General features: G+C 42.2%; 15 protein-coding genes. 9 read left to right on the forward strand and 6 right to left on the reverse strand.

What is annotated here, in order from left to right; all coding sequences use genetic code 11:
• Positions 1–73: 73 nt before the first annotated feature.
• From ACKWCA_RS08445 to ACKWCA_RS08465, 5 genes are all read left to right on the forward strand, one after another.
• Positions 74–790: a DUF547 domain-containing protein gene (locus ACKWCA_RS08445; RefSeq protein WP_413977739.1), complete on the forward strand. Its 717-nt coding sequence runs from the start codon at positions 74–76 to the stop codon at positions 788–790.
• Between the two features lie 93 nt (positions 791–883).
• Entirely contained in the window at positions 884–1792 is a 909-nt protein-coding gene (locus ACKWCA_RS08450) for a hypothetical protein (RefSeq protein ID WP_413977740.1), read from the forward strand.
• Between the two features lie 47 nt (positions 1793–1839).
• A complete protein-coding gene (locus ACKWCA_RS08455) occupies positions 1840–2841 on the forward strand; it encodes a glycoside hydrolase family 113 (RefSeq protein ID WP_413977741.1) in 1002 nt (333 codons plus the stop codon).
• Between the two features lies 1 nt (position 2842).
• Complete coding sequence (locus tag ACKWCA_RS08460; protein ID WP_413977742.1) at positions 2843–3574, forward strand: hypothetical protein; 732 nt, start codon at positions 2843–2845, stop codon at positions 3572–3574.
• Between the two features lie 98 nt (positions 3575–3672).
• Positions 3673–4935 carry a BamA/TamA family outer membrane protein gene (locus tag ACKWCA_RS08465; protein ID WP_413977743.1) on the forward strand — a complete coding sequence of 421 codons (1263 nt, stop codon included), beginning with the start codon at positions 3673–3675 and terminating at the stop codon, positions 4933–4935.
• Here ACKWCA_RS08465 and ACKWCA_RS08470 read toward each other — a convergent pair.
• Positions 4932–5579 (reverse strand): VOC family protein, encoded by a 648-nt coding sequence (locus ACKWCA_RS08470; protein ID WP_413977744.1) that lies wholly within the window; start codon positions 5577–5579, stop codon positions 4932–4934. The two genes, ACKWCA_RS08465 and ACKWCA_RS08470, sit on opposite strands and share 4 nt — an antisense overlap.
• 136 nt (positions 5580–5715) lie before the next feature.
• Between ACKWCA_RS08470 and ACKWCA_RS08475 the strand changes: the two genes are divergently transcribed.
• The 4 genes from ACKWCA_RS08475 to ACKWCA_RS08490 all read left to right on the forward strand — a co-directional run bounded on the left by ACKWCA_RS08475 (position 5716) and on the right by ACKWCA_RS08490 (position 9694).
• The gene (locus ACKWCA_RS08475; RefSeq protein WP_413977745.1) at positions 5716–6465 is read left to right on the forward strand and encodes an SDR family NAD(P)-dependent oxidoreductase; all 750 of its coding nucleotides are present in this window, start codon (positions 5716–5718) and stop codon (positions 6463–6465) included.
• Positions 6466–6509: 44 nt separating this feature from the next.
• On the forward strand, positions 6510–7538 hold the full coding sequence (locus ACKWCA_RS08480; RefSeq protein ID WP_413977746.1) for a flavin monoamine oxidase family protein: 1029 nt from the start codon (positions 6510–6512) through the stop codon (positions 7536–7538).
• 39 nt (positions 7539–7577) lie between these two features.
• The gene (locus ACKWCA_RS08485) at positions 7578–8456 is read left to right on the forward strand and encodes an AraC family transcriptional regulator (protein ID WP_413977747.1); all 879 of its coding nucleotides are present in this window, start codon (positions 7578–7580) and stop codon (positions 8454–8456) included.
• Positions 8457–8626: 170 nt separating this feature from the next.
• Positions 8627–9694, forward strand: a complete 1068-nt coding sequence (locus ACKWCA_RS08490; RefSeq protein WP_413977748.1) for an N-acetylmuramoyl-L-alanine amidase family protein — start codon at positions 8627–8629, stop codon at positions 9692–9694.
• On the opposite strand, the gene ACKWCA_RS08495 is transcribed toward ACKWCA_RS08490, so the two are convergent.
• The 5 genes from ACKWCA_RS08495 to ACKWCA_RS08515 all read right to left on the reverse strand — a co-directional run bounded on the left by ACKWCA_RS08495 (position 9691) and on the right by ACKWCA_RS08515 (position 13478).
• Positions 9691–10395, reverse strand: a complete 705-nt coding sequence (locus ACKWCA_RS08495; protein ID WP_413977749.1) for a TIGR04283 family arsenosugar biosynthesis glycosyltransferase — start codon at positions 10393–10395, stop codon at positions 9691–9693. The two genes, ACKWCA_RS08490 and ACKWCA_RS08495, sit on opposite strands and share 4 nt — an antisense overlap.
• Positions 10396–10405: 10 nt before the next feature.
• Positions 10406–11371 (reverse strand): arsenosugar biosynthesis arsenite methyltransferase ArsM, encoded by a 966-nt coding sequence (arsM, locus tag ACKWCA_RS08500; protein WP_413977750.1) that lies wholly within the window; start codon positions 11369–11371, stop codon positions 10406–10408.
• A gap of 75 nt (positions 11372–11446) precedes the next feature.
• Entirely contained in the window at positions 11447–12268 is an 822-nt protein-coding gene (locus tag ACKWCA_RS08505) for a purine-nucleoside phosphorylase (protein ID WP_413977751.1), read from the reverse strand.
• The gene (locus ACKWCA_RS08510) at positions 12265–12936 is read right to left on the reverse strand and encodes a TIGR04282 family arsenosugar biosynthesis glycosyltransferase (RefSeq protein ID WP_413977752.1); all 672 of its coding nucleotides are present in this window, start codon (positions 12934–12936) and stop codon (positions 12265–12267) included. The genes ACKWCA_RS08505 and ACKWCA_RS08510 overlap by 4 nt, the downstream gene beginning before the upstream one ends.
• Positions 12937–12971: 35 nt before the next feature.
• A complete protein-coding gene (locus ACKWCA_RS08515; protein ID WP_413977753.1) occupies positions 12972–13478 on the reverse strand; it encodes a rhodanese-like domain-containing protein in 507 nt (168 codons plus the stop codon).
• Positions 13479–13518: the final 40 nt, after the last annotated feature.

A 13518-nucleotide genomic window follows, 5' to 3' on the forward strand; every position in this document is an offset into this window, starting at 1 on the left:
AGTTTTTTTGTAGGGTTACTCAAATGTGATCGACAGAGGTTGCAGTTTTACATCAGTATTAAATAACGACATAATGAAAAATACATCTTTAAATATCATTTTATTATTGACCGCTTCCCTTGCATGGGCTCAGAGTACGGCCGATTTTTTCGCCAAGTCTGACGCTTTCTTCAAAGAGAACGTCAAAAATGGCCGGGTCACCTATAAGGCTATAACAGAAAATCCCGCTACGTTGAACGAGTTGCTTGCCATGGCCAAGAGCATATCGGTGGCTAAGGAAAATGCAGCGGAGTACCAAGCATTTTGGATCAATGGGTATAATCTTTTGGTCATCGATGGAATTATAAAAAACTACCCTATTAAGTCTCCTTTGGATAAACCCGGGTTTTTCGATGGCACAAAAAATGAAATAGGAGGTGAACGAATAACCCTCAATGATATTGAAAATAAATTGCTGCGAAAGAACTTTCCTAAAGAGCCACGCTTTCACTTTGTTCTGGTCTGTGGTGGTTTGGGGTGCCCTCCAATTATTGATGAGGCTTATATGCCTTCGAAATTGGACAATCAGTTGGAGCGCCAGACGAAACTGGCGATTAATGATGCTAACTTTATTCGTGTGAATAAAAACAAGGTGCAGGTTTCCCAGATTTTTGAATGGTATCCTGGCGATTTTAAACAAGATGGAAAGAAATTGGTAGATTTCATCAACAAATATCGATCAGAGCAACTTCCTGAAAAAGCCAAAGTGTCTTATTATAATTATGACTGGACATTGAACGAGGCCAAATAACCACGAAAACGACAACGTATTTTAGTATTGAATTCCCACAATAGGGAGATTTCAACAGCAACAACTATATCAAATCCTATAAAGACTTTTAAAATGAAGACAATACCGAGTAACTTACTAATGCTAGCCGTCCTTTTTTCTGCAACGGTTATGTTCGCGCAAGACGATGCGAATGACAAAGAAATGGATGACGAGCCTGCACAGAGTAATATTCAGCAGTATACACCATCAAAACTTATCGGGAAGGGACAGGTAGATATCAAATGGTTCAACAATCTATACACGCAAACGAAAAGTACTTTTTCGGATGGTAAAGAACCCAGACAATCTTTTTTTACTTCCACTTTTGAATTCTACACAGGCGTAGGTCAGAATAAAAGGGTCAATCTTGGTTTTATAGCAAGATTACGATCAAATGTGATCAGTTCCCAAAATGACGAGCGAGGCGCTTTGGATGTGTTTAACTTTAGCGGAGATGATAACTCGAGGGCTGGACTTACCGCCTTCGCGCCATCGATTAAATTTGTTCCATTTCCTTCGGTGAGTAACTTCTCCATTCAGAGTTCTTTTTTCATTCCTCTAATTGATGAGGAAACAGAAAACGGTGTTTTTCTAGAACAGAAAGGTTCTGTATGGCAAAACCGATTGTTCTATGACTATACGTTTCCAGGAAACAAGTGGCAATTATTCACTGAACTGACAACCGAATTGAATTTTGGGGATAAAGATGAGAGTTTTGCCAACAATAGCCTGAATTTAAACCCAGGGGTCTTCCTGAGTTATTTCCCAAGTTCAAAGTTTACGATCTTGGCCTTGGCACAGCATTCGCAACGCCTTGATCTGGGCAATGATTTTGCGCAAGACTTTACCGCTATTGGCGGTGGTGCCAAGTATCAGTTGACCAAAGCGTTGAACCTCGAAGTGCTCTACACCAACTTTGTCAGAGGAAGCAATACAGGCTTAGGTCAAACATTTAACTTAGGCCTCAGAGGTATATTTTAGAACTATGAGGTAAAAAGCCTATTTTTGGAGTTCTTAATTGCTAATGAATGAGGACTTTAGGTTTTTTCTTATTATGTTTTTTACAGCTATCCTGCGCAAGCCAAATAACCCAAAAAATAAACGGGGTCAGTTTTGTTGCCGCTCCTGAGCGAGTAGAACAGGAACAGGTGAATGAATTACTGCAAGTGAACGCCAATCATGCGGCCGTGATGCCTTTTGGTTTTATTCGGGATATCAACTCACCTGAAATCATTCACAATACGGAAAGGCAATGGTTCGGTGAAACACTTCAAGGGGCTAAGCAGTATATTGAGCTTTTAAAGCAGAATGGGGTGGAAATTATGATAAAGCCTCAAATCTGGATTTGGAGGGGCGAGTTTACGGGAACCTTGAAAATGAAGTCGGAAAACGACTGGAAAATATTGGAAGGCTCTTATGATGATTTTATTCTGACCTATGCCCGCTTGGCTGAGGAAACAAAGGCGCCGATTTTTTGTATTGGCACCGAATTGGAGCAATTCGTGAAAAATAGACCGGCGTATTGGAAAGGGTTGATCAAAAAGATTAGAGCCGTATACAAAGGGAAATTGACATATGCGGCAAATTGGGATGAATACCCGCGAACTACGTTTTGGGAAGATTTGGATTTCATAGGAATCGATGCTTACTTTCCGTTGTCAGATGCGCGAACCCCATCGGTTGAACAATTACAAAAGGGATGGCAACCTTGGAAAGAGAAAATAGAGGCCTTATCAAAAGCCAGGAATAAACCTGTGCTCTTCACGGAGTTTGGCTATAGAAGCATGGATTATACAGCCAAGAAACCTTGGTTAGTGGATCAAAATGATGATAATGTAAACTTAGAGGCCCAAGTGAATGCCAAAAAGGCTATTTTTGCCGAATTTTGGACAGAAGACTGGTTTGCAGGAGGTTATGTTTGGAAGTGGTTTATCAATCACAAAAAATCTGGAGGAGATAAAGACAATAGGTTCACTCCGCAGAATAAACCGGCCCAAAAGGTCATCTCCGAAGTCTATAAAGCACATTGATATGAGTCGATTTTATCTACTTGTCATAATGATGGGTGTACTAATGGGGTGTTCTACCGATGCGCTTCAAGAAGATGTGAATATTCTTGAAAACTCCATTGCTAGTAAAGAGGTGGTGATCGATAATGTCATTGCCTGTGCCGCCTCCAACCCAAATGATGACACGATCAGCGTTTTCTTTTATCCACGAGCCGGGGCAACGAACATCCAGTATTTTGAAACTGAAAATACCAAGGTCGATAAAAGCGACTTGGACAACTATACGGCAGTGCTCAAACCGGTGCAAAATGTCTTTAATGGGTATCTTCAGAAGTTTGAAGTAACGGCCCTAGAAGAAAAATGGGCCATCGTCGCCTTCGATGAAGATGGTAAAACCCACCTTTCGAACCCTATACGTCTAAAACAGTTTACAAAACCTACGGAATACCTTCCACAGAATATTACGGTAGCAGCGGCTACAAGCACTCCGATTTTCACATGGGAAGATGGGAGCTATGACGATACCAAAATTTACTTTCAAGTACTATCCGATAGCCGAAACAATCTTATTTCAGGAACCTACACCTTTGAAAAAACATTTCAATTCTATAATCTTGAAAACGTAGTCCTCAACATTACGACAAACCCTCCAGGCCAACTCCGAAGCGGCAATTCATATGGAATTACATTGATGGGAGTCAGCGAGGATAATTGGGTAAACATGATTGCTGTACGGGATTTTTCCATTAATTGATTGCCTTAGCCAGTTAAAATCGAATTGACGGTGACCTGTGATTTCTTTGTTAGACCTAAAGAGTATCTTTGTCTCTTAGCTAACTAGTGAGACAATTCATGATTCGCTACAAATTCGTTTTTCTATTTTTATCGGCGGTGATGATGGGCTTTGCCCAAGAACCTCTCGTAGACGATCTCAAAATAAGCGGGGCGAAAAGAACCAAGGTTCAATTCTTGAAAAAACTCGTTCAAGTTGGCCCGGGATCGGTATTGGACTCTGTGCTAATGCAGCAAGATATGGAGCGTTTAAAGCGACTGCCTTCTATTTCGCATGCCTATTTTCAGGTGTTTTCAGCCGCAGATGGCAAACATAATGTCTTCTATCATATTGAAGAAAACTTCACTTTGATTCCATTTGCCAACTTGTTTAGTTCGAGCAATGATGATTTTGCCTTTAGAATCGGTTTGCAAGAGTTTAATTTATTGGGAAGAAATATTACCCTAGGAGGGTTTTATCAATTGGACGTTTTCAATAGTTATGGTCTTAGTATCAGAGCGCCTTATCTCTTTACCAACAAATTAGGGTTGGCCATTAACTATCACGATTTTACCACGCAAGAACCGGTGTTTTTTGATAATACCACAGCTGATTACAAGTATAACAATAACGGATTCGAGGCATTGGGCCTTTACGAGATCAATTTCAGGCATCGGGTTGAATTGGGCTTTAGTCTGTTTACCGAAGACTACACCTATCTTGCCGGTGCGACCAACCCCAACGTTCCTCAGGCCTTAAAGGTTGACAAGCATCTTTTCAAGTTGATCTACAATTACGATGACATCGAGTATTTCTATCAGTATCTATCTGGTTTTCGCAGCGCATTGAACTTTCAGTATGTAGGAAGTACGGATACGGCGCTTCCCGAATTTTTGATCGGATTTAATGACTTTGCCTATTTCCATAGAATTGGGGATAGGGGTAATTGGGCAAGTCGATTACGGCTTGGTCTGGCCAGCAATGTCGATACCCCATTCGCGCCCTTTACCGTAGATAATAATTTGAATATTCGTGGGGTCGGAAATACCATTGATAGAGGTACCGGAGCCATTGTATTCAATACGGAATACCGCCATACCCTAATTGATGAAAACTGGTTTGTACTGCAGGGCAATTTTTTTGTGGACGGTGGTTCATGGAGAAATCCGGGTGGCGGATTTGGTGACTTCGCAGATAGCCAGAACATTCGTATTTATCCCGGTGTTGGCTTGCGATTCATACACAAAAGAATATTCAACGCGATCTTTCGTATTGATTACGGCTATGGTATCACCAAAGATGCATCGCGGGGCTTGGTCTTCGGAATTGGACAGTATTTCTAAAGTATTACCGTACCTCTAGGACTTTCCAGTACTAGTTTTAGGCAAATCTGAGGTGATTTTTCCACTCTGAAATCAATGCCTAGCCCCGCAAAGACTTTGTTATAGGCTTTCGGGTTTGGATGTGTGCCATACAGTTCGATCAAGGTACAGCCCATATCAGGTAGCGCTTGATGCGGATGTATTTCCGAGCTACCCCAATCAATGCAAAAAGGAATCAGTTCTACTTCAGGTAGCGGTAAAGGCTTGCTCAATTCCCATTGCAAAAGGGCGCTATTTGCCATAGTTCTCGAACCTTCCATTATTCGGCCCATATCCGGGTGGTGTTTTTTCAATATCCTACTGTCGAGCTCAAGGTCGGTCGATTTTAAGGCCCAGCGCGTAAGTTGCTCTTTTGTTAAAACATCGACGCCCATCCATCTTGGTTTTTTGATCACTTTGTTGGTGTTGTCCGAAGCCAAGAGCTCTAAATAGATGCCACTATCCAAATTGATAAGCGCATTTTTAGTCCCGAAAGTCTGGTGGTAACCCCCAAAGATTGGCCGGATACCCAATCGCGTTTCAAAGTCATCCATTGATTTGTCCAAATCGAAAACCGTATATACCAGATGGTCGATAGACCGGCCCTTGTATCCGTTTGTATCCATGTCTCAAAGATATTCATCTTGCTTTTTGAATTGAGGCAGTTTCTCAAAATTACCGTTCATTCTCTGTTTCGAACTACAATCCCAGTTAGCGTAGGCATAACTTTGGGGCTCCAAAAAAGAACAATTAAAATTAGTTATGATGAAACGAGCATTGATTATAGGAGGTAGTAGCGGAATTGGAAAAGCCACGGGCGAGAAGTTATTAAGTGAAGGGGTCGAGGTACATGTGGTGGGTACCAACCCCAAGAAGCTGGAAAATTTTAAAAGTTCCAGTACGGGTGAGGTGACGATACATCAAGTAGATATTACCAAGAGTGGTGAAATGGCCGATTTAAACCATATTATAAATGGCTGGGACCGTTTGGACTATTTAGTAAACGCTTCTGGGATATTCAGACCAAAACCGTTCTTAGACCATACCATGGATGAATATGACAGCTATATGAATCTGAACCGGGGCTTCTTTTTTATTACCCAGGCCGCAGCCAAAAAAATGGCGGAAACGCAGGGAGGCGCAATCGTGAATGTGGGGTCAATGTGGGCCAAACAAGCTGTGAAAGCGACACCATCATCTGCCTACTCCATGCAGAAAGCTGGTCTTCATGCCTTGACTCAGCATTTGGCGATGGAGCTAGCGGATCATAAAGTAAGGGTCAATGCAGTTTCACCGGCAGTAGTGCAGACCCCTGTTTATGACAGTGTCTTCGGAAGTGAAGAGGCAGCCCATAATGCCCTACAAGGGTTCCATGGTTTTCACCCGATCGGTAGATATGGAAGGCCGGAAGATGTGGCAAACACCATTTGCTTTTTGCTATCGGATGAAGCTTCGTGGGTTACAGGTGCTATTTGGGATATCGATGGCGGTGTCATGGCCGGAAGAAATTAACCTTAAAGTACTACTTTCGTAGGCCGTCTATAGAAACAAAATCAGTGAAATACATCATTATCGGTGCTGGCCTTTCTGGCCTTGCCACGGCTTACGAACTATTCAGGGCTGGCGAAACGGATTTTCTGGTTTTGGAATCTCGAAATCGTATCGGAGGGAGGATTATGACATTTGAGAGCATTGATTTTGGGGCGACTTGGTTTCAAAACCTTCATGGGCAGGTTATTCGATTATTAAGGGAACTACAGCTCGATAAATTTCATCAGTACGCTCAAGGAAAAAGTGTGTTGGTATACAGTAGCATGGCTCCTGAGCATTATTTTGAAAGCGATCCGAATGCCCCCACCGCCTATCGCATAAAAGGCGGCTCCGATGCTATGATCCAGGCCTTGGCAAGGCATTTTCCTCAGAAAATTCAACTGGGAACGGCTGTGACGGGCATCATTGAAAGAGAAAATAGTTTAGTTATTGAAACAAATAGTGGAACATACTGTGCGGAAAAGGTCATTTGCACCATTCCGCCCAAGATTGCGCTGCGAGTGCGATGCACACCTGAACTTCCAGAAGCTCTAAAGCAGGTGATGGATAAAACCCACACGTGGATGAGCAATGCCATCAAGGTCGGATTGACCTTTGAAAGCCCCTTTTGGAGAGTCAAGAAATTATCTGGAACGATTATCGGTCAAGTCGGAGCGGTTACCGAACTTTATGATCATACCACTAAAGATGAAACGTATTTTGCGCTCATGGGTTTTGTCAACGAAGGCTTGCGTGATTGCAGTACTGAAGAACGGAAAAAGCGTATTCTGGAATACCTGTCGAAATACCTAGGCCCGGAGATTATGCATTTTAAGACCTATGAAGAGAAAGATTGGTCACAAGATGAACATACTTCTTGTGAGACCATCAAGTCGGTTTATATGAGTCCCGCCTATGGCAATCCCGTATTCGAAAAAATGTATTTTGGGAATAAATTGCTTTTTTCAGGTGCGGAAACTTCCCCTGTTCATGGAGGATATATGGATGGAGCTATTTATTCGGCAAGCCGTGCGGCGAAGAAAGTATTGGATTGATTTTTCGACTAAACGGTCCGTAAATGATTGCGGTTACCTATGAAAATATCTCCTCAACACATTGTACAGTACCATCTTCACAAGGCCCATCCGGAGAAATTGCAGTTTGAATTGTACGATTTGAATGCCTATCGAAAGGAAAGTGGTGAAAAAGCAGCGAAACCACATTCACATAGTTACTATCAGATTATTTGGTTTTTTGAATCTGGAGGTACCCATACGGTTGATTTTACACGCTTTGACATCAAAGCGAATACCATCTTGTTTATTTCAAAAGATCAAATACACGCGTTTGATGACACTGATGTCAAGGGTTGGCTTATCCACTTCAATGAAAGCTTTTTCATGCATAGCGAAGTCGATATCTTCTTGAAATATAGGATCTTTAATACACCCCTGAAATCTTCTTTGGAAATCACGGGAGAAAACCTGCAAATGGCTACTTCATATATTTCGCTCCTGAAAAAGGAACAGGCCCAAAACAATAGTTTTGGCAATGAGGAGGTGGTGCGCTACCTGCTCAAGTCATTCTTGATTAATCTTGAGCGCTTACACCGCAAAGGCCCGAATGAGCTGCTTGAGCTCAATAATCCGTATGAGCTGCGGTTTCTTCAGTTTAAGGAATTGTTGGAAGAGCACTACAAAAAAGGATTTTCCGTACGAGAGTATGCCGATGCCATGGGCATGTCAACAAAGACCTTGAGTACCATTACAAAAGCAGTAGTACACCGGCCACCATTAGTTTTGATTTCGGAAAGGTTGATTTTAGAGGCCAAAAGGCTATTGAAATTCACTCCCTTACAAATCAATGAAATTGCCTATAAGATAGGTTTTGAAGACGCTTCTAATTTTGGGAAGTTTTTTAAAAGAAAAGTAGGTCGATCACCAAAGGAGTATAGAAACTATCTTTCTGACTAAATTTAAATCCGCTTTCAACGTTTGATATATAGAGGCGCAACACTGTTGAAGAAATAGTTAACTAATTTTTTTTGCCCTATACGTCAATTCACTTGGGTTATTTAATTTTGTAAGCGTTAATTGGATTTTGGGCATTGTTTTTGAAGTTTGCCTTTTACATCAATATCTTAATGAAGGTAACACTATATTACAAAAAGGTTTTTGGTTTTTTAGGGCTATTTTGCCTGCTCGCCGGATTAAGGGCCCAAGATTCATTGGCCACGGTTACCGCCGAAAAAGGGGATGGAATTCTTTCCTTGCTCCGAAAACACGGAGTAAATCCTTATGATCATTACGATGACTTCATCGCCATGAATATGGATAATCTGAGAGACAGCGTTCATTTATATGCGGGTCGTACCTATCGCATTCCCTCCGTGAAACTAGATACGGTTCCTGTGGTTGATTCCATACAAAAACAGACTACGGAAATTAAGGAGGTAGTCGGTAAAGACTATGCCATTTTTGGGAAACGCCATGCTACGGTAGTTGCCAAAAGTGAAAAGTTAAAGGGGGCCGTGTATTACCTAGTTTCCGGTCACGGGGGGCCAGATCCCGGAGCAATGGCCGTCTATGCGGGCAAATCTTTGGCGGAAGATGAGTATGCCTATGATATTACCTTGCGCTTGGCCAAGGAATTATTGTCGCATGGCGCAATGGTGTATGTCATTATTCGAGACCCTAATGACGGCATTCGTGATGAACGAATTCTGAAAATAGATCATGACGAGTTGGCTTATGGTGGCAAGACCGTGCCCTTAAATCATTTGGCACGCCTCAAACAACGTGTTGATATTGTAAATGAACTCCATCGACAGAATCGGGGTAAGTTTCAACGATTGATCGTTACCCATGTGGATAGCCGCAGTAAAGGCCAAAATATCGATGTTTTCTTTTATCATCATGAAAAAAGCAAAAACGGAAAGAAGTTGGCGGAAAGCATTCACAAAACGTTTCGCAAAAAGTATAAAAAATACCAACCCAATAGAACGTACACGGGTACTTTTGGTGATCGAACGGAATTGTATCTCGTGAGAAAAACGCATCCGGCCATGGCATATATTGAAATTGGTAATATTCGAAACAAAAAGGACCAGAAACGTATTTTAGTTCCTGAAAATCGCCAAGCATTGGCCAAATGGATAAGCGAAGGGGTCATTCTTGACTTTGAGGGGGGCGAAATAGGGCGTATTCGCTAAATCGTTATTTTTCGCTTGTAATATTCATACAATTCTTCGGGCCCAGCGCCCAAATAGTTTTTCAAGTGGATCATCCCAAAATGGAACTGCAAAGCTACCTCGCCCCGTTCTTCATATCTTCTAGCCGAAGTGATAACATGCCTTGGCAAGATTTTGAAATCAGTGAGGTTGTAGAGTCTATCTGTAAATTCGTTGTCCTCATAGACCAAATAGTCCTCGTTAAAACCACCCGTTTTCTGAAAAAGAGTCTTAGTGATGTAGAGTGATTGATCACCTCCTCTGCAGACTTTGAAATTTAGTTTAGTGAACCAGGCGAAGAATGCCAAAAAACGACTCGAGCTATCGAACTTCATACGAAAGCAGCCCGCCGCATTACCTATTCGTACGGCATTTAAAATAGTCTCGTCAAAATTTTTCGGGGGTAACGTATCTACATGGAGAAAATACAGGGTGTTTCCCCTTGCCAGTTTCGAACCTATATTCATTTGTTTGGCCCTACCTTTCGATGATCGCACCACTTGAACTCCTAAACGAGAGGCGATAGCGACGGTGGCATCAGAACTGCCCCCGTCAACAACGATAATCTCTTCAATATTGGCCGGAGTACTGTTTTTTACCAGAAATTCGAGAACCGCACCAATACAGTTTTCCTCGTTTAGAACGGGGATGATAATGCTTATTCGGGGGTTCTGGGTCATCATTCAAAATAGCTTAGCAGCAACCACCGCCATTATAATGCCATGTGCTTTCGCTAATATGTATCTCATTGCTGGCTTCAGCTAAAGCTGCTGCAGTTTTGTCACAGACGGCAAGCGGTTGGTTTTGCATGAGCACATGCCCTTTCTTATCATCAAAATAGTCCTCATCACCATAGTAAATAGCGGTCTTACCAGTGAACATACAAGGCCCGTCTTCGGGCATCGGATCTTTAATGGCAGCGATTTCTATTGATTCGATAAACACAAGTTCGTCCGTTGGGTAGTGATTTGGCGATAACACACGATATGATTTTCTAGCCCTGATTTCTATAGTGCCAAAACCGGCATCGGTCAGCACCTTAACGTAGTCTTTTATGGGAATACTACCACTTAGGCAGAGTGCGCGTAGGCGGTCATCATTGCGCAAGGTCTCGTTCATCGGTTGTTCACAGGTGGGATCGCTCATCACCAGTCGTCCATGGGGTTTTAACACCCTGTACATTTCTGCTACTGCCTTTTTAAGATCTTCCATTTTGAAAATGTTGAAAAGACAGTTTTGGGCCGCTACATCAATGCTTTCGCTTTCTACCGGAAGGTTCAGCGCATCGCCTTTTACCAAGTGTACAAACTCACTTTTGAACCAATCGTTTTCGACTTCGGCAATTTTGAAATTTTCACGGGAAGCTTCGAGCATTTCGTCTACGACATCAACGCCGATAACGCCTCCTTTCTGTCGTGAGAAGTACGAGAATTGTAACAGCTCCATTCCTCCTCCAACCCCTACATACAAAACTTTAGGGTTGTTGATGAGGTCTTGGGCCGATACCGTACTACCGCAGCCATAGTTCATCTCTTGCATGATCTTGGGAATGGATAGCCCGGGAAATTGCCAGATTGGATTGGTGGTGCAGCATAATCCAACATCGGGGGTCAATGCGGCTTCTTTGTATAAATCGTTCGTTGCTTCTAGATAACTCATAATTTTAATGTAATTCGTATAAGTAGTGATATATGTTGCTTGAACATGACATCGCTTCCTACATCGGCATATTAGTTATATTTCTTTGATCAATTCCCTGAATAATTTGACCATTTTCGGTTCAGTATTTTCGGCAATCTCTATAATTTCTTGAATGTCAACCGGTTGTAGGTTGTCTGGATCGCATTCGTCCGTCAAAACCGAAACGGCTACAATGGGTAGTCGTAAATGATTGGCGACAATTACTTCTGGTACCGTACTCATTCCGACAGCATCGGCACCGATTATCTTCAACATGCGGTACTCGGCCCTTGTTTCCAACTGGGGTCCGACTACAGAGGCATACACCCCTTTTCGCAATGTAATGTGCTCTCTGCTGGCAATTTCTAGAAGTTTTGACCGCATTTCGCCATCATAAGGCTCCAGCATATCAACAAACCGATCACCGAATTGTGCCACATTTTTAAAGGCTAAGGGTGAGCTTCCTTGCAGATTGATATGATCTTCGATGAGCATCATATCTCCTTTTTTATAATCGAGATTGATGGCACCGGCGGCATTTGAGATAAATAATTTTTTGATGCCCAGTTGGTGCATGACCCGAATGGGGTAGGTGACATCCATGAGGTCATAGCCCTCGTACAAATGGAATCTACCCTGCATAACGACCACTTTCTTTCCTTCGAAATCACCATAGATGAGCTTTCCGGAATGGAACTCGACAGTCGCCAATGGAAAAAATGGAATGTGATTGTAGTGAGCGACGATAGGATTTTGAATTTCATCGGCCAATTTTCCTAATCCTGTACCGAGGACAATACCGATTTCAGGCTTGTCAAATCCTTTGTCGGTCAGGTAGGCGGTTGATTCTTGCAGTTGTTTTTCTGTCAATCTCATATCGTATCTAAATAAGGTTGAAATGCTTTGATGTCTTTGATATCCTCATAAAGATCGATATCATTTCTGGTTTCCAATAAGTGAATTTTTTTATCGTGGAGGTCGGTAAGGGTATCTTTGAGCACAGTGTCCGTACCCCAAGCTTTCTCTTGAAAGACCCCCTTTGTAAACGTGGTCATGCCCAGTAAATAATATCCTCCATCTTGGGCCGGACCAATAACCGTATCTTCCGTGGACAGGGCCTTGAAGGCCTGGTCGATGTCCGTGGTAGTAAGGTCGTACATATCGCTTCCAATGATGATAATACGCTCAAAACCATTTGCGAAACCTTCTTGGAAGGCCAGCGCCATTCGCGCACCCAAATCGGCACCCTGCTGTAACTTTTTGGTGAAAATGCCGGCATCCCAAATATCCTTTTCCCAAATCTCTTCTGAGTACCAAACTTGTTTTGCCGCTTTTACGTCTTTTGTTACCACTACCGTATGCTGCAATAGAAAATTGTAGATATCCAATGCTTTTTGATTACCGATAGTGGCGGCCAAACGGGTTTTGCATTTGCCTAATTCCGGATTTCTCGTAAAGATCAAGAGTAGATTTTTTGAGTCTTTGTCGTCGCGATCTACGACCACCTGCTCTTTCTTCTTATCGTTTTGGGGGATGCTGCTCATTTTACGGGATAATTTGACTTAGGGAAAAAACGGATTTAATGTATCTTTTTGGTATCGTATACTTTGATGCCGTTATTTAAGAGTTTTCCCCATTGTTTATTGAAGGTGTGTACACTGTCGGTTTCCGAATTATTTCGATAGACTGGCTTTCCTTGGTTTTTCCATTCAAAGATTCCGCCATACAGATTTTCGACATTGGTAAAACCTGCTTTTTGAAGCTTTTCACCAATGTCTTCGGATCTTACCCCTATAGAGCAATACACGACTATGGGCGCGTTCTTATCCGAAATCTTAGCTATAATAGTGTCTTCTTGAAAATCTTTGTACCCCACCCAAATGGCGTTTTTAAGATGGCTGATCTCGTATTCTTCTCGTTTACGGGTATCTAAAAACACCTTATCTGATTTTTCCTGTAGTTCATTTACGTAAATATAAGGTACGCTGCCTGAGTTCAGTTGTTTTAAAGTTCGCTCCAGCTTTTTTTGTCCAGCTGCCGAAAGCACAAAAGTGAACGTAACACATATTGCGAAAAAAAATCTCATCTTATTTCTGTAATGATAGGTGCAAAGATACTATTTTAGA

The organism is Maribacter corallii, from assembly GCF_047345415.1.
In the GTDB taxonomy this organism is placed as follows: domain Bacteria; phylum Bacteroidota; class Bacteroidia; order Flavobacteriales; family Flavobacteriaceae; genus Maribacter_C.